Genomic DNA, 18715 nt, shown 5'->3' with positions numbered 1-18715 from the left:
TGGCGGATCGTGCGATGAGCGTGGAGGGCGTGCGGCGGCGCAACCTCGGCGAGGTGCTGCGGCTCGTGCACGAGGAGGGGGCGCAGTCCCGGGCGCGCATCACCGCCTCGACGGGACTCAACCGCTCCACGGTCGCCGATCTCGTCGCCGCGCTCGCCGAGGCGGGCCTGGTCGAGGAGCGCGAACCCGACCAGACGAAGCGCGTCGGGCGCCCATCGCCCATCGTCGCCTCGAGCGACGATGTCGTCGCGATCGCCGTGAACCCCGAGGTGGACGCGCTCGAGGTGGGCGCCATCGCGCTGAGCGGCGCCGTGCGCGCCCGCGTCCGCGAGGAGGCCGACCGCCTCCTCACGCCCGAGGAGACAGCAGCGGCCGTCGCCCGCATCGTCGAGGGATGGCGCGGTCGCGAGCTCGCGGGCAAGCGGATCGTCGGGCTCGGCGCCGCGGTGCCCGGCCTCGTGCGTGCCGCCGACGGCGTCGTCCGCCTCGCCCCGCATCTCCGGTGGCGGGAGGCCGCCGTCGGCGAGCTCCTGCACGAGGCGACCGGGCTGCGCGTCGCGGTCGGGAACGACGCCTCGCTGGGCGCGCGCGCCGAGCACCTGTTCGGCGCCGCCGAGGGACACGAGAACGCCGTCTATCTCAACGGCGGCGCGTCCGGAATCGGAGGCGGGCTCATCCTCGACGGCCGGCCCATCGGCGGGGCGGGCGGATACGCGGGGGAGTGGGGGCAGAACCGCCCCGGCATCCCCGACGACGCCGACCGGCGCGCCCCCGACGGCGCGCTGGAGGACGAGGTCAGCCGGGCGCGCCTGCTGCACGCGCTCGGTCTCGTCTCGGCGGACGATCCCACCCTCGCCGCGGCGCTCGCGGCGAGCACCTCGGCGGCTGTCGCCGATGAGGTGGAGCGTCAGCGGCGCATCCTCGCGACGGCGCTCGCGAACGCCGTCAACGTGCTGAACCCGTCGGTCATCGTGCTGGGCGGATTCCTCGGGATGCTCGTCGCCGCGGACGCCGACGGATTCGATGCCGCCGTGCGCGCCCATGCGCTGTCGGCGCCCGCCGAGGGCCTCGTCATCCGCCCCGCCGCGCTCGCCGAGGACCGCCTGCTCATCGGCGCGGCTGAGGCGGCCTTCGCGCCGCTGCTCGCCGACCCGCTGGCGGATCCGCCGGCCTGAGCGGACCCGCCATCGGGGCCGATCCGCTCCCGGGCCGGTCAGCCGCGCGGGCGGTGCCGGAAGAGCAGCCCCAGGCCGTCGTGCGGCTCCTCCGCGAGCACGCCGTCGTGGATGTGGACGGGGCTCGGGCCGTCGAGTGCGCCGAGCGCGGCGAAGCCGGCGTCCTCCACGTCCTCGGCGAGAGGATGGCCGGGGAGGGTCAGCGCGAGCTGTCCGGAGAGCTCCGGCAGCAGGTGCGGGTGCACCTGCACGCCGTGCGCCTCCGCGCGCTCGGCGATGCGGAGGAAGGGCGTGATGCCGCCGACGCGCACGACGTTCGGCTGCGCGAAGCGGATGGCCCCCGACGCCAGGTACTCCTCGAACCGGTACACGGTGTGGAGGTTCTCGCCGACGGCGATCGGGGTGGCGATGCGCCGAGACAGCTCGATATGACCGGGCAGGTCGTCGGCCCGGAGCGGCTCCTCGATCCAATCCGGTGCGAACGGCTCGAGCTGCTCCATCGCCCGGGTGGCGGCCTCGAGGTCCCAGCGCTGGTTGGCGTCGATCATGAGCCCGCGATCGGCCCCCAGCACCTCGCGCACGGCGCTGAGCCGGTCGGCGTCCTCCGCGGGATCGGGCTTCCCGACCTTGATCTTCACCGCGCCGAAGCCCGCGTCGACCCAGCGGCGCACCTGCGCGACGAGCTCGTCCTCGGTGTAGTGCAGGTTGACGCCGCTGCCGTACGCGGGCACGGTCTCGCGCCGACGGCCGACGAGCGCCGACACGGTCGACCCCGCGGCGCGCGCCGCGGCGTCCCAGAGGGCGAGATCGAGCCCCGCCAGGGCGATCGTCGTGATCCCGCCGCCGCCCGCCTCGTGCAGGTGCCGCCACAGCCCGTCCCAGGCCTCGCGCGGATCGGCCGGCCGGCCCGCCGCGGCGGGTGCGATGTCGTGCACGAGCAGGGCGTGCACGGCCTCGGCTCCGATCTGCGGCGTCCACGAGAAGCCGTGGCCCTCCGTGCCGTCGGAGAGCACGACGCGCGTCGCGACGACGCCCACGCTCGTCACATCGGCCGCCCACGGACGGGTCAGCGCGATGCGCTCGAGGCGCGCCTCGAGCGAGCGGATGGCCGTCATGCGACGCGCTCCTCCGCGGCCGTCTCGCCGAGCTCCTCGCGCCACGTGTGCCGGGGCCGCCATCCGAGCAGCTCGCGCGCCTTGGCGTTGGAGAACGCCGAGCGGGTGCCCGTGAGCTCGGCGGCGAGCCGCTCGGTGCCGGGGAAGAACCGCGGCATGAGCTCGGCGAGCGGGTCGCGCGCGAGCGCGTCGTCGGCGCCGACGAAGAACACCTCCCCGTTGGGGATGTCGTCCATCGCGGAGAGCAGCGTGTCGGCGAAGGACGACACGTCGCGCGCGTCGACGTAGTTGAAGACGGCCGGGGCCGACAGGGCGGGATCGGCGAGCCGCTCGACGACCGTGTGGCCCTGCTGCGTGGGCGCGCCGGCCCACTCCTCCGGCGCGATGACGTAGCAGGGGCGGAACGCGGCGAAGCGCACGGCGTCGCCCGTCTGGCGCCGCAGCATCCCGATGGTCTGCTCGATGAGCAGCTTCGACAGCCCGTAGGCGTTCCACGGGCGCGGCGGGGTGCGCTCGTCGAGCGGCAGCCGGTCGGGCAGCCATCCCGCTGGGGCGCCGTAGCCGAGCACGGTCGGGCTCGACGCCGCGACGACCCGCGGCACGCCGGCGGCTGCGGCCGCGCCGAGCACCGACACCGCGAGGCCCGCGTTCGTGCGCATGATGACGTCCTCGGGGGCGCTGAACGGCACGGCGATCGCGGCGAGGTGGATGAGCGCCTCCGGGCGGCTCTCGGCGATGACCGCCGCTGCGGCGTCCGCGTCCGACAGGTCGGCGGCGAGCTGCGCGATGCCGGAGAGCTCGGGGGCATCGGAGACGTCGCGGTCGACCGAGACGAGCTCGTGCCCGCGCGCAGCGAGGCCCGCGACGAGGCTGCGGCCGAGACGGCCGGCGCCGCCCGTGACGAGGATGCGGGTCACGCCCGGCTCTCCGCCGACACGCCGTGGCCGGCCGGGGCGACGGCGTCGCCCGCGAGCAGGGCCACGCCGAGCTCGGACACGCGCACCGGCAGCCCGGTCTCGAGGGAGCGGTTGCCCGCGATGCCGACGGCGATCGAGCGGACGCCGTCCGTCCAGTCGGCCGGCCGGCCGAGCGGGTCGTCCTGCGGGCCGACGAAGACGTCGGACAGGAGGAGAGCGTCGCCCCCGCCGTGGCCGCCCTCGCCCGTGACGATCTCGACCTCGACGGGCTCCTCCCAGTGGCGCTGCACGATGAGCCGCTCGCCGCTGGGGCGCAGCGTCGACGCCTCGCCTCCCGACAGGCTCGGATCGAGGACGGGGTGGAGACCCTCGTCGACGACGAGGGAGCCGCGCTCGACGACCTCGAGCTCAGCGCGGCCCTCCGTGCCGTTCACGGCGACGCGGTAGCCCTCCCACGGCGAGTGCGCGTTGAGCGAGTAGCTCAGCGTCGCTCCGGAGGCGTAGTCGACGACGAGCGCGAGATTGTCCTCGATCGTGATGCCGTCGCCGAAGACGTCGAGGTCTCGGCGGTAGCCGTCGTGCTGCTCCGCCTCGAGGTAGAGCTGCGCGAGGCGCGGGTCGTCGCGCAGATCGAGCTCGAACGCGTCGTGCGCGCCCTCGTGGGTGCCGCGTTCCGGCCGGGTGCCGAGGCCGCGTGCGGCGGCGTTCTCCGCACCGTAGAACCGGAGGCCGCCGGAGGCGAACACGCGGCGCGGCTCGCTCGCGATCCACCAGTTGACGAGGTCGAAGTGGTGGCTCGACTTGTGCACGAGCAGTCCGCCGGAGTTCTTCTTGTCGCGGTGCCAGCGACGGAAGTAGTCCGCTCCGTGCTTCGTGTCGAGCATCCACGAGAAGTCGATCGAGGTGACCCGGCCGATCCGGCCGGAGCGGATGATCTCGCGCAGGGCCGAGTTCCGGGGGGAGTAGCGGTAGTTGAACGTGATGACGACTCGGCGACCCGTGCGGGCGACGGCGTCCTCGATGCGCGCCGCGCTCTCCGCATCGATCGTGAGCGGCTTCTCCACGACGACGTCGGCGCCCGCATCGAGGGAGCGCACGATCATCTCCGCGTGCGTGTCGTCGCGCGAGCAGATGACGACGCGCTCGATCCGCTCCGCCGCGACCATCTCCTCCAGCCGGTCGGGCGTCCAGACCGACGGGGCGTCGAGCCCCTTCTCGACCACGCGGTCGACGTACACGGCGGCGCGCACGGGGTTGGGCTCGCACAGGGCGACGAGCGCCGCGCGGTCGCGGTAGGTGTCGGTGATCGCGTCGACGTACATCTGCGCGCGATGCCCGGTGCCGACGACGGCGTAGCGGAGCTGGCTCATCGGTGAGTCCCTTCGATCAAGAAAGCGGTTTCTCACGATATCACGCCACACGGGCCCGCCGTCAAGCGGGGTGAGGGTGCTGCGGGCGTCAGGCGCGCGGCGGCGCCGTGCTGCCGCGCACCGCGAGGACGGGGGCGAAGACCTCGGGAGAGGGCGCGTCGTCGCCGTCGAGGAGAGCGCGCATCGCGGCCCACGCGCGCTCGCCCATCCGGTCGGTCGGCACGGCCGCCGTCGTGAGCGGCGGCGTCGTGTACGGAGCGAACGGGATGCCGTCGAAGCCCGTCACCGAGACGTCGGCGGGGACGGCGATGCCGGCGTCGTGGAGGGCACTGAGCAGGCCCATCGCGACGAGGTCGTTGTAGGCGAGCACGGCGGTTGCGCCGGAGCCGCGCACGGCGTCGACGGCCGCCGCGCCGTCGGCGAACCCCGTGCCGCACGCGGCCTCGTCGAGGACCAGATCGGGATGGTCCGCGCGCGCCCCGGCGATGGCGGCGAGGCGGCGCGCGTTCGAGGCGCTCCCCGGGACGCCGGCGAGGAAGAGGATGTGCCGGTGGCCGAGATCGTGCAGGTGCTCGATGAGCTCGCGGAGGCCGCCGGCGTAGTCGGCGGCGACGACGGGTGCCGATTCATGCGGGGGGCGGTTGACGAGCACAGCGGGGGCGAGGCGGGGGAGCAGGGCGTCGAGCTCGTCGTCTGCCATGCGAGGCGCGACGAGGACGATGCCGTCGGTGCGCCGTCTGGCGTCGACGGCGAGCGACGCCTCGTCGGCCGCGACCTCCGCTGAGTCGGCGACGAGCACGTGGTAGCCGTCCGCTGCCGCCGAGCGGCTGAGCGTGCGCAGCACGCCCTGGAACGTGGGGTTGCCGAGGTCGGGGACGAGCACCGTGATCGTCTGGGTCTTGCCGAGCGCGAGGCTGCGGGCGAGCGGGCTCGCCGTGTAGCCGAGCTCCTCCGCCGCGGCCTGCACGCGCGCGACGAGCCCGGGGTCGACCTTCGGGTTCCCGTTCATGACGCGCGAGACGGTGGCCGGCGAGACCCCCGCGTGCTTCGCGACGTCGGAGATCCGCAGCTTGCCTGTCATGGCTTCGAGCGTATCGGCAGTGCGCGCCCGATCAGCCGAGGTCGAGCTCGGCCGGGCGCGCCATCCCGCGGACCGCCACGGTGGGCCAGGCGGGGTCGATCGTGAGCGCCTGGATCCCCTCCGCGCCCACGAGCGCGGTGTCCTCGGCCTTCGCCCCGGGCGCCCACGGATTCCAGGCGAAGGCCTGGTCGACGTCGACCCGTTCCCGCGAGGTCGGCGCGGCCTTCGGGTCGCGGCCGGCATAGCCGGTGGGTCCGCCCTGGTGGTGGCGCAGCCAGGCATCGGGACCGAACCCGTGCTGCGCGTACGCCGCGGCGATGTCGGAGAGCACGTCCGCCAGGGTTCGTCCGGGGCGCGTGGCCGCCCAGGCTTCGGCCTCGACCTCGCGGATGCGCGCCGCGGCCTCCGGCTCGGCTCCGCCGAAGCGCACCCAGCGCGTGGCGCTCGCGTGCAGACCGTGGCGCTTCGCGGTCACGACGGCCATGGCGCGCCGGCCGAGGCGGTGCGCGGTGGGGACGGGGTGCTGCACCCCGGAGCGCGCGGCCCCCGCGACGAGGACGACGACGGGCTCCGCGCCCCTCGCGTAGACGGCGGATGCGAGCCGGCCGGCGAGCGCGGTCTCCGTCTCGTCGGGGTGCGCTCCGCTCAGCGCCTCGGTGAGGGCGGCCGCGGCGTCGGCGCCGAGGGCGCGGAAGCGCTGCACCTCGGAGGGGAGGAGCGATGCGCGGGCCGCGCGCAGTTCCGCCGAGATGACCGACTCGGCCGCTTCGCCGGGCTCGACGGCGTCGAGCGGAGCGAACCAGTCGACGACGTCGATGTCGGCACCCGGCAGCTCCTCGGCGGCCAGGCGCTCCGCCTCGTTCCGGAGAGCGCGCACGCGCACCTGCCCGTCGCGTCCGACAGAGGCCGAGAACACGGCGGCGCCGCCGACCGGCACCGAGGTGCGCGCCCCGTCGAACAGCCACGAGAGCGCCTCGCCCGAGGTGAGGCGCACGGCATCGAGCCCGCGGCCCTCCAGGATGTCCGTGATGCGGGAGGTCTTGACGGCGCGGTCGGCGAGGGCGTTTCCCGCGGAGTGAGGCGACATGCGAGAGAGCATACGCGTGAAAGCGGTTTCTTGCGATCGCCGTCGGAGGAGCGCGGCGTGGGCGAGTCGCGGGGGCGCTCTCGCCGCGTGAGATGGTCGGCGGTCAGGCCAGCGCGAGCGCCTGGTCGAGGTCGGCGAGGATGTCGGCGACGTCCTCGAGCCCCACCGAGATCCGGATGGTGCGCTCCGAGATCCCCGCCGCGGCGAGCTGGTCGGGCGTCATGTGGTTGTGCGTCATCGATGCGGGGTGTGCGACGATCGTCCGCGCGTCGCCGATGTTGGCGACCAGGCGGATGGTCTTCAGTCCGTCGATGACGCGCTCGACGCGCGTGAAGGCATCCTCGTCGCTCGGCGAGAGCTCGAAGGCGAAGACGCTCGGCGCGCCCTTGGGGAGGTACTCCCGGGCGACGCCCTTCCACGGGTTCGTCGGGATGGACGGGTGGAAGACGACGCCGACCTTGGGGTGAGCGTCGAGGAACGCCGCGACGGTCTTCGCGTTCTCGACGTGGCGCGCGACACGCAGATCGAGGGTCTCGAGACCCTGGATGAGCTGGAACGCGTTGAACGGGGAGAGGGCGGGGCCGAGGTCGCCGACGAGCTTGGACTTCACGAGCGTGATGAACGCCCGCTCCGCTCCGAACGCCTCCCAGAGCGACACGTCGCCGTAGCGCCAGTGCGGCACGAAGAGGTTGGGCCACTTCTCGGGTGCGGCCGCGAAGTCGAACGTGCCGAGGTCGACGACGACGCCGCCGAGCGACGAGCCGTGGCCGCCGAGGAACTTCGTCGCGGAGTGCACGACGATGTCGGCGCCGTGCTCGCGGGGGCGCAGGAGGTACGGGGTGGCGACGGTGTTGTCGATGACGAGCGGTACGCCAGCCTCGTGGGCGATCTCGGCGACCGACGCGACGTCGAGCACCTGTGCGATCGGGTTCGCGACGGACTCCGCGAAGAACGCGCGCGTCGTCGGGCGCACGGCGGCGCGCCACGCGTCGAAGTCGTCCTGGTCGACGAACGTCACGTCGAGGCCGAAGTCGCGGAACGTGTCGTCGAAGAGGTCGACCGTGCCGCCGTAGAGCTGGCTGGCGGCGACGACGTGGCCGCCGCGTCCGAGGAGCGCGAGGGTGGCGAGCGCCACGGCCGCCTGGCCGGACGAGACCGCCGCGGCCGCCACGCCGCCCTCGAGCAGGGCGACGCGCTGCTCGAGCACGGCCTGCGTCGGGTTGTTGTTGCGGCTGTAGATGTAGCCCTTCTGCCGCAGCGCGAACTTCTCACGCGCCTCCGTGAGGGAGGAGAACGCGTACGCCGACGACTGGTAGACGGGCGTCGCCACCGTGAACTCGGGAGTGCCCGGGGTGTAGCCGGCGTGCAGCTGCGTCGTGGCGAATCCGGTCGGTGCGTCGGCCTGGGTCATGATGCCATTCTCTCGGCGCCCGCGGGAGCGGCCGGAATCCTCATGACGCCGTGTGACGGGGCGGGCCTTCAGGGAACGAGGACGATCTTGCCGCGTGCTCCGCCCGCAAGCAGCTCATGTGCACGGGCGGCGTCGGCGAGGGGCAGCTCCTCGCCGAGCTCGACGCTGAAACGGCCGGCCGCGAGGAGGGCGAGCGCGACGGGGACGGCCTCGGCGCGCCATGCGAGCTGCTGCGGGGTGAGCGGCTCGGGTGATCCGCCGGAGAAGGCCCGGATGCCGAGCTGGGCGGCCCGTGCCCCCTGCACGATCGTCGCGATGCGCGAGCGGTCGGCGAGCAGCTCGAGCGACGTCGCAAGCGCCTCGTCGGTGCCGACGGCGTCGAGGACGACGGTGGGGCCATCCGGGACGAGCGCGCGCACGCGGTCGGCGAGACCGTCGCCGTATGCCACGGGGTCGGCGCCGAGTCCGCGCACGCGGTCGGCGCGGGCGTCGCTCGTCGTCGCGATGACGCGGGCGCCCGCGAGCGCCGCGAACTGGATGGCCGCCTGGCCGACCGCCCCGGAGCCGCCGTGCACGAGGAGCACGTCGTCGGCGCGGACCCCGAGGGATCGGAGCGACTGGTAGGCCGTGCCGGCGGGGATGCCGAGCGCGGCGCCCTGCGCCGCGGTGACGCCTGCGGGGCGGAGGACGACGTCGGCGGCACGGGCGACGACATCCGTCGCGTAGGCGCCCGTCGTGCCCGAGAACGCGACGGGGTCGCCGACGCGGAAGCCGTCGACTCCCGCGCCGACGGCCGTGATGTGCCCCGCGCCGTCGCTTCCGACGCGGCGCGGCGACGTGATGGGGTCGGAGGCGCGCAGCCCGGAGCGCAGCTTCGCGTCGATGGGATTCACTCCCGCCGCCTCGACGCGGACGGCGACCTCGCCGGCGCCCGGCGTCGGGGCGTCGATCTCCGCCAGGGTGAGGACCTCGGGCCCGCCGAACTCGGTGTAGTGGATCGCCTTCGCCATGCGTTCACGGTAGCGCGACTTCGTCGGCGGGGCCCCGGTGCCGTCGTCGTCCCCCCGCTTCAGTCGTCGCCATCCCTGGGCTTCGCCAGTGCGGATGTGGGGCACAAGGGTCGTTTTGCCTGACATCCGCACTGGCGAGGGCGGGCGGGGTCGACGTCCGCACTGGCGAGTGGCGGGAGGAGCGCCTGCTCAGCACGATGTGCCCCCACCCCCGCTTCGCCAGTGCGGATGTGGGGCACAAGGGTCGTTTTGCCTGACATCCGCACTGGCGAGTGCGGGCGGGGTCGACATCCGCACTGGCGAGTGCCACTGGCGAGCGCCACTGGGGACTCACGCTCGCGACTCCGCGCGAGCGGCCGCGCTCAGCGTGCCGTCACGGCCTCCGCGGCGGCGACGTGCGATGGAGCGACCGGAACGAGGCGCGCGAGCTGCGTGACGTGGCGCGGCTCGAGCTCGTCGAGCGTCGAGACGCCCAGCAGCGCCATGGTGCGCTCGATCTCGGTGCGCAGGATCGCGATCATGCGGTCGACGCCCGCGCGGCCGCCGGCCATGAGGCCGTAGAGGTACGCGCGGCCGACGAGCGTGAACTTCGCGCCGAGCGCGACAGAGGCGACGATGTCGGCGCCGTTCATGATGCCCGTGTCGATCATGACGGTGGCGTCCTTGCCGACCTCGCGCACGACGTTCGGCAGCAGGTGGAAGGGGATCGGTGCGCGGTCGAGCTGGCGGCCGCCGTGGTTGGAGAGGACGATGCCGTCGACGCCGAGGTCGATGAGCTTCTTCGCGTCCGGCACGTTCTGCACGCCCTTCACGACGAGCTTGCCCGGCCACATCGAGCGGATGACGTCGAGGTCGTCGTACGAGATCGTCGGGTCCATCGCGGCGTTGAGCAGGTCTCCGACCGTGCCGCCCGTCGTCGAGAGCGACGCGAACTCGAGCTTCGGCATGGTGAGGAAGTCGAACCACCACCACGGGCGCGGGATGGCGTTGATGACGGTGCCGAGCGACAGCTGCGGCGGGATCGAGAAGCCGTTGCGCTTGTCGCGCAGGCGCGCGCCCGCGACGGGCGTGTCGACCGTGAACATGAGGGTGTCGAAGCCCGCGGCCGCCGCGCGCTCGACGAGGCCGTACGAGATCTCGCGCTGGCGCATGACGTAGAGCTGGAACCAGTTGCGCCCGTTCGGGTTGGTCGCCTTGACGTCCTCGATCGACGTCGTGCCGAGCGTCGACAGCGTGAACGGGATGCCCGCGGCCGCGGCGGCGCCGGCGCCGGCGTACTCTCCCTCGGTCTGCATGAGCCGCGTGAACCCGGTGGGGGCGATGCCGAAGGGAAGCGCGCTCGGGCCGTCGAGCACGGTCGTCGACGTGTCGACGTTCGCCGCCGGCCGAAGGATGTCGGGGTGGAACTCGATGTCCTCGAACGCCTGGCGGGCTCGAGTGATCGAGAACTCGCCCTCGGCGGCGCCGTCGGTGTAGTCGAAGGCGGCGGCGGGTGTGCGGCGCTTCGCGATGGTGCGCAGGTCGTAAGTCGTGAGCGCCGACTCGAGCCGGCGTCGCTTGCCGTTGAGGTCGGGCTTCTTGAACTGCATGAGCTCGAGGAGCTCAGCGGGGTTCGGCAGCTGTCGCTTGAGCATGGTGCTCCTTCTCGATGGTGATCTGGTCGTAGTAGCGCGTGATGTGGGCGACGACGGCGTCGCGCGCGCCCTCGGCATCGTGCGCGCCGACGGCGGCGAGGATGCCCCGGTGCTCGGCGCGCAGGCGGGCGCACGTCGACGCCCAGTCGGCGGCGGCGAGGGCACCCGCCGTGATGTACGACTCGATGGCGGAGCGCAGGCCGGCCATGGTCGCCGTGACCACCTGGTTGCCCGCGGCCTCGGCGAGCGCGAGGTGGAACTCCTGGTCGAGCGCGAGGAACTCCGCCTGGGTGAGCGAGGGGTCGTCCATGGCGTCGAGCAGCGCGACGGGCCCCGCCAGATCGGGGGAGGATGCCGCGAGGTGGGCGGCGACATGAGCCTCGAGCACGAGGCGGGTCTCGACGACGTCGGCGACCGGGAATCCCGTGGCCGCGAGCTGGAGACGCATGAGCGCCGACATGCCGCCGCCCGGGACGGCGATGATGATCGCGCCCGAGGTGGGGCCGGACCCCGTCGACGTGCGCACGAGACCGAGCACCTCGAGCACGCGGATGGCCTCGCGCACGCTCGAGCGGCCGACGCCGAGCTCGGCTGCGAGGGCGCGCTCGCCCGGCAGCCGGTCGCCCGGAGCGAGCGAGCCGTCGAGGAGGGAGCGCTCGAGGTGGGAGAGCACGGTCTCCCAGGCGCGCTGCTCGTCGGCCATGACGTCTCCTCTGTGGTCAGACCACTGTGGTCTGACCACAGGATAGCATGTGGCCCGGTAGCGTCATGGAGTGCCCCGATCCCCGCTGCCGCAGCGCCACGGCCTCGACGCCGCGTGGCTGCGCACGCCGCGCGAGAGCGCGCACGCGGGCCTGCGCGACCACCTCGTCGAGCGGATGCCGCGGCTCGCGCCCGCACGCATCGACGAGATGCTCGCGGATGGCGACTTCGTCGACGACACGGGTGCGGCCATCCCCGCGGACGCGCCCTTCGCGCCGCACATGTTCGTGTGGTTCCACCGCGATCTGCGGGAGGAGGCGGAGGTGCCGTTCCCCCTCGAGGTGCTGCACCGGGACGAGCGCATCGTCGTCGTCGACAAACCGCACTTCCTCGCGACGATCCCGCGCGGTCGGCATGTGCAGCAGAGCGTCGTCGTGCGCGCCCGCCGCATGCTCGGCCTGCCGGAGCTCTCGCCCGCGCACCGGCTCGATCGGGTCACGGCGGGCGTGCTGCTGCTCACGACCGAGCAGAGGTGGCGGCGGCCGTACCAGACGATGTTCGAGGAGCGCGTGCCGCGGAAGGAGTACGAGGCGGTCGCGGCGGCACCGGGCGACCTCGACCTGCCGATGCACGTGCGCTCGTGCATCACGAAGCAGCACGGCGTCATGCAGGCGTTCGAGCACGACGACCGACCGCCCAATGCGCACACCCTCGTCGACGTCATCGAGGAGCGCGGGGGCCTCGCGCGCTACCGGGCCGTGCCCTTCACGGGGAAGACGCACCAGATCCGGCTGCACATGAACCGGATCGGGCGGCCGATCGTGAACGACCCGGTCTATCCCGTCGTCGAGGACGTCGACGTCGACGACTTCTCCCGGCCGCTGCAGCTGCTGGCCCGCACGCTGCGGTTCGTCGACCCCGTCGACGGCTCCGAGCGCGAGTTCACGAGCCGACGGGCGCTCGAGGCGTTCGGGTCAGACGCCTGACACCACCGCGTTGTCGAGCTCGTCGGCGTCGAGCCCGTGGCCGTTCGCGCGGTTCGTGAGGAGGACCCAGGCGACGCCCGCCGAAGGGTGCACCCAGAACTCGGTCCCCGACCACCCGGCGTGCCCGTAGACGTCGCGGTCGATGAGGCCCGGCGCGCGCGTGCGGAGGTTCCAGGAGAAGCCCCAGTCCTGGCCGCGTTCGGCGGGGTACGGCTCGAGCCGGGGGATGCCGGTGGTGAGCGGCCGCCGCATCATCGCGAGCGTCGCGGGGCGCACGACCTCGCCCCCGCCGCGCAGGAGCGCCGAGCCGAGCTCGAGGAGCGCCCCCGCCGTGCCGATCGCGCCCGCGCCGGGATGCCGCGAGGCCGCGAAGCGCGGGAGGTCGAGGCTCGCCTCGACGCCGGGGATCGCGTGCGGGTAGGCGTCCTCCTCGAGCACGAGCCCCGGGGCGAAGGCGCGCACCTCGTCCTCCCACGACCGTCCCGTCGCGTGGCGGATGAGCTCGGCCGCTCCCTCGAACGCGATCGACGAGTAGCGCGACGCGGTTCCGACCGCGAAGTCGCGGCCGGGACGCCGCAGGGCCGCCGCGAGACCCTCTGCGGGATCGAGAGGCGGCTCGATGAGCCCCGATGTATGGCTCATGAGGTGAGACAGGCGCACGGCGTCCTCGCGCGCCGCGACTTCGGGCACGGCGGCGGCGAGCGGGGTCTGCGGCGTGAGCAGCCCGCGCTCGACGGCACGGGCCGCGGCGAGGCCCGTGAGCACCTTGGTGATCGAGAACAGGCGGTAGGCGTCGTCGACGCGCGCGACACGGCCATCCGTCGCGCCGAAGGCGTCGAGCACCTGCACGCCCGACGCGTCGGCGACGCCGAGGACCGCGGTCGGGATGCGCCCGGCCGAGACGTGGCGGCGCGCCCAGTCGAGCGCCGCGGTGTATCCGGTCATGCCCGAGGAGCGTAGGAGACCGGCGACGTCGTGCGCGCCACGAGACCCCGCAGGTCCTCGAGCGCCCCCTCGATCGCGCCCAGCGCGCGCGCCTGCACGAGCACGTTGCCGAGGGCCGTCGCCTCGACGGGCCCCGCGAGCACGGGGATCCCCGCCCGATCGGCCGTCAACTGGCAGAGGAGCGTGTTGAGCGAGCCGCCTCCGACGAGGTGGATGGCGTTCACGCGCTTTCCCGAGAGCGAGGACGCCGTGTGCACGGCCTCCGCGAACGCCGCGGCGAGGCTCTCGACGATGCAGCGCGCGAACTCGGCGCGCGACTGCGGCACCGGCAGGCCCCGCTCGCCGAGCCAGGCCGCGATGCGCCCTGGCATGCCGCCGGGAGCCGTGAAGGCGGGGTCGTTGGCGTCGAACACGGGCTGCGGGGTCTCGACCGCGGCCGCCTGCGCGAGGAGCTCCGGCAGGTCGATTGCCTCGCCCGACTCGCGCTCCCAGGCGCGCACCGACTCGGACAGCAGCCACAGGCCCATGACGTTGTGGAGGAAGCGGACGCGCCCGTCGACGCCGCCCTCGTTCGTGAAGTTCGCCGCCCGGCTCTCCTCCGTGAGGACGGGCGCGTCGAGCTCGACGCCGACGAGGCCCCATGTCCCGCAGCTGATGTAGGCGGCGTCCGGGTCGGTCATGGGGATGGCGACGACGGCCGACGCGGTGTCGTGCGATCCGACCGCGACGACGGGCGCATCGAGGCCCGTGGCCGTGCGCACGGCGTCTCGGAGGCCGCCGATCCGCTCGCCGGGCTGGACGAGGCGGGGGAGGAGGCGCGACGGGATGCCCAGGCTCTCGGCGAGCGGGGCGTTCCACGACGAGCCGTCGACGCGCAGGAGGCCCGTGGTCGACGCGTTGGTCGACTCGGCGACCTTCTCGCCCGTGAGCCAGTACGCGACGAGGTCGGGGATGAGGAGCGCGGCGTCGGCGAGGTCGAGCACGCCGGCGATCCGGTCGGCGGCGTACTGGTAGAGCGTGTTGAACGCGAGGAACTGCAGGCCGTTCTCGCCGTAGAGCTCGGAGAACGGCGCGACGGCGTGCACGGCGTCGACGCCGGCGGCCGTCCGCTCGTCGCGGTAGTGGTACGGGGTGCCGAGCATGCGTCCGCCGCGCAGCAGCGCGTAGTCGACGGCCCAGGAGTCGATGCCGATCGACGACACCTCGCCGGCCTGGCCGGCCGCGCGCAGCCCCTCGACGATCGAGCGGTAGAGCTCGAGGATGTTCCAGTGCAGGCCGTCGATCGTCTCGACGGGCGTGTTGGCGAAGCGGGCGACCGCCTCGAGGCGCAGGTCGTCGGGGCCGACGTGGCCGAGCATGACCCGTCCGCTCGTGGCTCCGAGGTCGACGGCGGCGACGGTGACGCTCATGGGCGTGGACTCCTGTGGGGTGGGGATGGCGGGAAGGGGGATGCCCGGACGGGCGCGCGTGCGGAGCGCGCCCGTCCGGGCATCAGACGGGTCACCGCAGGAAGGCGGCTGCGACGCCCGAGTCGACGGGGATGTGGAGGCCCGTGGTGCGGCTGAGCTCCGGCCCCGTGAGCACGTACACCGCGTCGGCGACGTTCTCGGGCACGACCTCGCGCTTGAGGATCGTGCGGTTGGCGTAGAACTGGCCGAGGTCCTCTTCCTTGACGCCGTAGGTGGCGGCGCGGTTGGCGCCCCAGCCGGCGGCGAAGATGCCCGAGCCGCGAACGACGCCGTCGGGGTTGATGCCGTTGACCCGCACGCCGTGCTCGCCGAGCTCGACGGCGAGCAGGCGCACCTGGTGCGCCTGGTCGGCCTTCGTGGCGGAGTAGGCGATGTTGTTGGGGCCGGCGAACACGGAGTTCTTCGACGAGATGTAGATGACGTCGCCGCCCATGCCCTGCTCGATGAGCGCCTTCGCGGCGGCCTTCGAGACGAGGAACGAGCCCTTCGCCATGACGTCGTGCTGCAGGTCCCAGTCCTTCTCGGTCGTCTCGAGGAGGGGCTTCGAGAGCGACAGGCCCGCGTTGTTGACGACGAGGTCGATGCCGCCGAACGCGAGCAGCGTCGCGTCGATCGCGGCCTGCACGCCGTCGGCGTCGGCGACGTTCGCCGCGACGCCGATCGCGACGTCCGACCCGCCGAGCTCGGCGGCGGCGGCCTGCGCCTTCTCGAGGTCGAGGTCCGCGACGACGACGCATGCGCCCTCGGCCGCGAGGCGCGTGGCGATGGCCTTGCCGATGCCCGATGCCGCGCCGGTGACGAACGCGATGCGGCCCTGGTGGGTCTTCGGCTTCGGCATGCGCTGCAGCTTGGCCTCCTCGAGCGCCCAGTACTCGATGCGGAACTTCTCCGCGTCGGAGATGGGCGTGTACGTGGAGAGCGACTCGGCGCCCCGCATGACGTTGATGGCGTTGATGTAGAACTCGCCCGCGACGCGCGCCGTCTGCTTGTTGGCGCCGTAGCTGAACTGGCCGACGCCCGGAACGAGGACGATGAGCGGGTCGGCGCCGCGGATCGCGGGGCTCTCCTCGGTCGCGTGGGCCTCGTAGTACGCCGTGTAGTCGGCACGGTACTCGGCGTGCAGCTCCTTGAGACGCGCGATCGACTCCTCGATGCTCGCGGAGGCGGGCAGGTCGAGGATGAGCGGCTTGACCTTGGTGCGCAGGAAGTGGTCGGGGCAGCTCGTGCCCAGCGCCGCGAGGGCCGGGGCCTTCTCGGACGCGAGGAAGTCGGTGACGACGTCGGCGTCGGTGAAGTGCCCGACCATCGGCTTGTCGGTCGACGCGAGCCCGCGGATGGTCGCGGCGAGCGCGGCGGCCTTGGCGCGGCGCTCGGCCTCGGGGAGGGCCTCGTAGCCGGGGCGGACGGCGCCGAACGGGTCGGCCTTGCCGTGCTCGGCGATGTAGGCGGCGGCGGTCTCGATGATCCAGAGCGAGTTGCGCTCGGACTCCTCGCTCGTGTCGCCCCACGCGGTGATGCCGTGGCCGCCGAGGATCGTGCCGACGGCCTGCGGGTTCGCCTCCTTGATCGCCGCGATGTCGAGGCCGAGCTGGAAGCCGGGCCGGCGCCAGGGCACCCAGACGACCTTGTCGCCGAAGATCTTCGCCGTGAGCTCCTCGCCGTCGGCGGCGGTCGCGATCGCGATGCCGCTGTCGGGGTGGAGGTGGTCGACGTGCGCGGCGTCGACGAGGCCGTGCATGGCCGTGTCGATCGACGGGGCGGCGCCGCCCTTGCCATGCAGCGTGTAGTCGAACGCGGCGACCATCTCGTCTTCGCGATCGATGCCGGGGTAGACGTCGACGAGGGCGCGGAGGCGGTCGACCCGCAGCGCGGCGAGGCCCTTCTCCGTGAGCGTGCCGAGGTCGCCGCCCGAGCCCTTGACCCAGAGGAGCTCGACGGGCTCGCCCGTGACGGGGTCGATGTCGGTGCCCTTGGCCGACGTGTTGCCGCCGGCGTAGTTCGTGTTCTTCGGGTCGGATCCGAGTCGGTTCGACCGTGCGATCAGGTCGGCGACGGTGGGGTTCGTCATGGGGTTCCTTCGAACGGGATGCGCCGGGGCGGCACTGTGAGGTTATGTGAAAGATAACATGTCACAACGCGCTTCGGAAGGGCTCAGACGATCTCCGCAAGGAGTCGGTAGGGATCGAGTCGGGGATCGGACGGTTCCAGCTCGGTGACGATCGTGGAGAACTCGCCGCCGTCGAGCGCTCGCGCGACGGATCGGCGCCCGAGCTTGGAGGAGTCGACGCACAGGATGGTGCGGCTGGCGCCCGCCGCGAGCACGCGCTTCACCTCGGCCTCCTCGACCGAGACCTCCGAGGTGCCGTCGACCGGGTCGACCGCATCGGCCGAGGTGAAGAAGACGTCGAAGTACACCGACCGCAGCGATCGGGCGGCGATCGGGCCGACGAGGCTCCCCGTCGTGGGCTCGGCCTCGCCGCCGGAGAGCACGGCCGTGACGCCCTCGAGGCGGTTCGCGACCTGGAACGTCTCGAAGGCGTTCGTGTAGACCGTCAGCCGGTCGCGCGATCCGAGCGCCGCCGCGAGCGCATGCGCGGTCGTGGAGGCGTCGAGGGCGACGACGCCGCGGCGCGGCACGAGGGCGAGGGCCTTGGCGGCGACGGCGCGCTTCGCCGTCGCGCGCACGGCGGAGCGGGCGTCGAATGCGCGCGCCGTCTCGGCGGCGACGGCACCTCCGCGCACGCGGCGCACGCGCCCCTCGGCCTCCAGCTCGAGCAGGTCGCGCCGGATGGTCATGCCCGACACGGCGAACAGGTCGGCTGCTACGTCGATGAGCACGCCGTCGGGCTCGTGGGCGAGTGCGACGAGCCGGTCGCGACGGCGCTCCGCGTCGAGGTTCGAGATGGCCATGGGGGAATCCTAGGAGTCGGGTGGCGGGGACCGGGGCTGTGAGCGCGTGTGAAGTCCTGTCATCATCTCCGCGCTCGTCCCTAGACTCGAAGGGTGAACTCTCTGGCTGCGGAAGAGCGATGGAACTGGCTGCTGAACCGCCTCAAGGACTCGAAGGCGGTCTCGCTCGCCGAGGCGGCCGACGCGCTCGGCGTGAGCGAGATGACGGTGCGGAGGGACCTCACCGGGATGGAGTCGCAGGGCATCGCGCGACGGGTGCGCGGCGGCGCCGTCTACAGCGGACCGGTGAGCTTCGAGGGGCGGGAGCGGTCGCATGCGGAGGAGAAGGCGGCCATCGCGCAGAAGCTCCTGCCGCTCGTGCCCCCGTCCGGGGTGATCGCGCTGGACTCGTCGACGACCATGCACAGGCTCGCGCAGCTCATCGCCCCGAGCGACGACCTCACCGTCGTCACCAACGGCCTGACGACCTTCCAGGCTCTTCAGGACAGGCCGGGAGTCACGGCCATCCTCACGGGCGGCGCAGCCGATCGCCGCTCGGGGTCGCTCGTCGGGCCCGTCGCGACGGCGTTCCTCGAGAGCATGCGATTCGCGTCGTTCTTCTCCTCCGCCGCGGCGATCGATGAGCGCGCGTGCTACGAGGACACGCTCGAGGAGGCGGAGATCAAGCGCGCCTTCGCGCGGTCGTCGGCGCAGGTGGTGATCGGCGCGCATTCGGAGAAGCTCGCCGGCAACGCCACGGCCGCAGCCGTGACCCTCGATCGGGTGGGGGTCCTGGCTACAGAGCTCGCCCCCGCCTCGGCCGACCTGGTGCCCTATGCGCGCATCGTGGGCACCGTCATCTAGATCAAGACTTGACAAAAGCTAACAACTTCTAACAACATGGTGCCATCACAGCCGACACGA

At 73.1% G+C, this 18715-nt stretch carries 16 protein-coding genes; 3 read left to right on the top strand and 13 right to left on the bottom strand.

Annotated features, from left to right (window positions below):
* Nucleotides 1-14: 14 nt before the first annotated feature.
* A complete protein-coding gene (locus ABD998_RS05385; protein WP_345436689.1) occupies nucleotides 15-1175 on the top strand; it encodes an ROK family transcriptional regulator in 1161 nt (386 codons plus the stop codon).
* Nucleotides 1176-1213: 38 nt separating this feature from the next.
* On the opposite strand, the gene ABD998_RS05380 is transcribed toward ABD998_RS05385, so the two are convergent.
* The 9 genes from ABD998_RS05380 to ABD998_RS05340 form a co-directional block, all read right to left on the bottom strand.
* Nucleotides 1214-2290: a mandelate racemase/muconate lactonizing enzyme family protein gene (locus ABD998_RS05380; protein ID WP_345436687.1), complete on the bottom strand. Its 1077-nt coding sequence runs from the start codon at nucleotides 2288-2290 to the stop codon at nucleotides 1214-1216.
* Entirely contained in the window at nucleotides 2287-3207 is a 921-nt protein-coding gene (locus tag ABD998_RS05375) for an NAD-dependent epimerase/dehydratase family protein (protein WP_345436684.1), read from the bottom strand. Before ABD998_RS05375 ends, ABD998_RS05380 begins: the two co-directional genes overlap by 4 nt.
* Nucleotides 3204-4577: a Gfo/Idh/MocA family protein gene (locus ABD998_RS05370; protein ID WP_345436682.1), complete on the bottom strand. Its 1374-nt coding sequence runs from the start codon at nucleotides 4575-4577 to the stop codon at nucleotides 3204-3206. Before ABD998_RS05370 ends, ABD998_RS05375 begins: the two co-directional genes overlap by 4 nt.
* Nucleotides 4578-4665: 88 nt before the next feature.
* Nucleotides 4666-5658 carry a LacI family DNA-binding transcriptional regulator gene (locus tag ABD998_RS05365; protein ID WP_345436680.1) on the bottom strand — a complete coding sequence of 331 codons (993 nt, stop codon included), beginning with the start codon at nucleotides 5656-5658 and terminating at the stop codon, nucleotides 4666-4668.
* A 31-nt stretch (nucleotides 5659-5689) separates the two neighbouring features.
* The gene (locus ABD998_RS05360) at nucleotides 5690-6745 is read right to left on the bottom strand and encodes a M24 family metallopeptidase (RefSeq protein ID WP_345436678.1); all 1056 of its coding nucleotides are present in this window, start codon (nucleotides 6743-6745) and stop codon (nucleotides 5690-5692) included.
* A 103-nt stretch (nucleotides 6746-6848) separates the two neighbouring features.
* Nucleotides 6849-8156, bottom strand: a complete 1308-nt coding sequence (locus tag ABD998_RS05355) for an O-acetylhomoserine aminocarboxypropyltransferase/cysteine synthase family protein (protein WP_345436676.1) — start codon at nucleotides 8154-8156, stop codon at nucleotides 6849-6851.
* 68 nt (nucleotides 8157-8224) lie between these two features.
* Nucleotides 8225-9166: a quinone oxidoreductase family protein gene (locus ABD998_RS05350; protein WP_345436674.1), complete on the bottom strand. Its 942-nt coding sequence runs from the start codon at nucleotides 9164-9166 to the stop codon at nucleotides 8225-8227.
* A gap of 362 nt (nucleotides 9167-9528) precedes the next feature.
* Nucleotides 9529-10800 carry an alpha-hydroxy acid oxidase gene (locus ABD998_RS05345; RefSeq protein WP_345436672.1) on the bottom strand — a complete coding sequence of 424 codons (1272 nt, stop codon included), beginning with the start codon at nucleotides 10798-10800 and terminating at the stop codon, nucleotides 9529-9531.
* Entirely contained in the window at nucleotides 10769-11503 is a 735-nt protein-coding gene (locus ABD998_RS05340; RefSeq protein WP_345436670.1) for a FadR/GntR family transcriptional regulator, read from the bottom strand. The genes ABD998_RS05345 and ABD998_RS05340 overlap by 32 nt, the downstream gene beginning before the upstream one ends.
* Nucleotides 11504-11573: 70 nt before the next feature.
* Here ABD998_RS05340 and ABD998_RS05335 point away from each other — a divergent pair, with 70 nt between their 5' ends.
* Nucleotides 11574-12488: a pseudouridine synthase gene (locus ABD998_RS05335; RefSeq protein ID WP_345436668.1), complete on the top strand. Its 915-nt coding sequence runs from the start codon at nucleotides 11574-11576 to the stop codon at nucleotides 12486-12488.
* Here the strand turns inward: ABD998_RS05335 and ABD998_RS05330 are convergent.
* The 4 genes from ABD998_RS05330 to ABD998_RS05315 all read right to left on the bottom strand — a co-directional run bounded on the left by ABD998_RS05330 (nucleotide 12477) and on the right by ABD998_RS05315 (nucleotide 17812).
* Nucleotides 12477-13433: a serine hydrolase domain-containing protein gene (locus ABD998_RS05330; RefSeq protein WP_345436667.1), complete on the bottom strand. Its 957-nt coding sequence runs from the start codon at nucleotides 13431-13433 to the stop codon at nucleotides 12477-12479. The genes ABD998_RS05335 and ABD998_RS05330 overlap by 12 nt on opposite strands.
* Nucleotides 13430-14842, bottom strand: a complete 1413-nt coding sequence (locus ABD998_RS05325) for a rhamnulokinase (RefSeq protein ID WP_345436666.1) — start codon at nucleotides 14840-14842, stop codon at nucleotides 13430-13432. The genes ABD998_RS05330 and ABD998_RS05325 overlap by 4 nt, the downstream gene beginning before the upstream one ends.
* Before the next feature lie 91 nt (nucleotides 14843-14933).
* Nucleotides 14934-16970, bottom strand: a complete 2037-nt coding sequence (locus ABD998_RS05320) for a bifunctional aldolase/short-chain dehydrogenase (RefSeq protein ID WP_345436665.1) — start codon at nucleotides 16968-16970, stop codon at nucleotides 14934-14936.
* Between the two features lie 83 nt (nucleotides 16971-17053).
* Nucleotides 17054-17812, bottom strand: coding sequence for a DeoR/GlpR family DNA-binding transcription regulator (locus ABD998_RS05315; protein ID WP_345436663.1), 759 nt, complete (start codon nucleotides 17810-17812; stop codon nucleotides 17054-17056).
* Nucleotides 17813-17905: 93 nt separating this feature from the next.
* Between ABD998_RS05315 and ABD998_RS05310 the strand changes: the two genes are divergently transcribed.
* The gene (locus ABD998_RS05310) at nucleotides 17906-18655 is read left to right on the top strand and encodes a DeoR/GlpR family DNA-binding transcription regulator (protein WP_345436661.1); all 750 of its coding nucleotides are present in this window, start codon (nucleotides 17906-17908) and stop codon (nucleotides 18653-18655) included.
* Nucleotides 18656-18715 lie beyond the last annotated feature (60 nt).

It is taken from the genome of Microbacterium gilvum (genome assembly GCF_039543865.1).
GTDB lineage: Bacteria > Actinomycetota > Actinomycetes > Actinomycetales > Microbacteriaceae > Microbacterium > Microbacterium gilvum.
Note: the sequence above shows the minus strand (reverse complement) of the source record. Positions and strands in the feature narration are given on the sequence as shown.

What these genes read in the sequence shown, in the direction of transcription:
- ABD998_RS05385 (WP_345436689.1), top strand. Translation starts at nt 15, where the DNA reads ATGAGCGTGGAGGGCGTGCGGCGGCGCAACCTCGGCGAGGTGCTGCGG.
- ABD998_RS05380 (WP_345436687.1), bottom strand. Translation starts at nt 2,290, where the DNA reads ATGACGGCCATCCGCTCGCTCGAGGCGCGCCTCGAGCGCATCGCGCTG.
- ABD998_RS05370 (WP_345436682.1), bottom strand. Translation starts at nt 4,577, where the DNA reads ATGAGCCAGCTCCGCTACGCCGTCGTCGGCACCGGGCATCGCGCGCAG.
- ABD998_RS05365 (WP_345436680.1), bottom strand. Translation starts at nt 5,658, where the DNA reads ATGACAGGCAAGCTGCGGATCTCCGACGTCGCGAAGCACGCGGGGGTC.
- ABD998_RS05360 (WP_345436678.1), bottom strand. Translation starts at nt 6,745, where the DNA reads ATGTCGCCTCACTCCGCGGGAAACGCCCTCGCCGACCGCGCCGTCAAG.
- ABD998_RS05355 (WP_345436676.1), bottom strand. Translation starts at nt 8,156, where the DNA reads ATGACCCAGGCCGACGCACCGACCGGATTCGCCACGACGCAGCTGCAC.
- ABD998_RS05350 (WP_345436674.1), bottom strand. Translation starts at nt 9,166, where the DNA reads ATGGCGAAGGCGATCCACTACACCGAGTTCGGCGGGCCCGAGGTCCTC.
- ABD998_RS05345 (WP_345436672.1), bottom strand. Translation starts at nt 10,800, where the DNA reads ATGCTCAAGCGACAGCTGCCGAACCCCGCTGAGCTCCTCGAGCTCATG.
- ABD998_RS05340 (WP_345436670.1), bottom strand. Translation starts at nt 11,503, where the DNA reads ATGGCCGACGAGCAGCGCGCCTGGGAGACCGTGCTCTCCCACCTCGAG.
- ABD998_RS05330 (WP_345436667.1), bottom strand. Translation starts at nt 13,433, where the DNA reads ATGACCGGATACACCGCGGCGCTCGACTGGGCGCGCCGCCACGTCTCG.
- ABD998_RS05325 (WP_345436666.1), bottom strand. Translation starts at nt 14,842, where the DNA reads ATGAGCGTCACCGTCGCCGCCGTCGACCTCGGAGCCACGAGCGGACGG.
- ABD998_RS05320 (WP_345436665.1), bottom strand. Translation starts at nt 16,970, where the DNA reads ATGACGAACCCCACCGTCGCCGACCTGATCGCACGGTCGAACCGACTC.
- ABD998_RS05315 (WP_345436663.1), bottom strand. Translation starts at nt 17,812, where the DNA reads ATGGCCATCTCGAACCTCGACGCGGAGCGCCGTCGCGACCGGCTCGTC.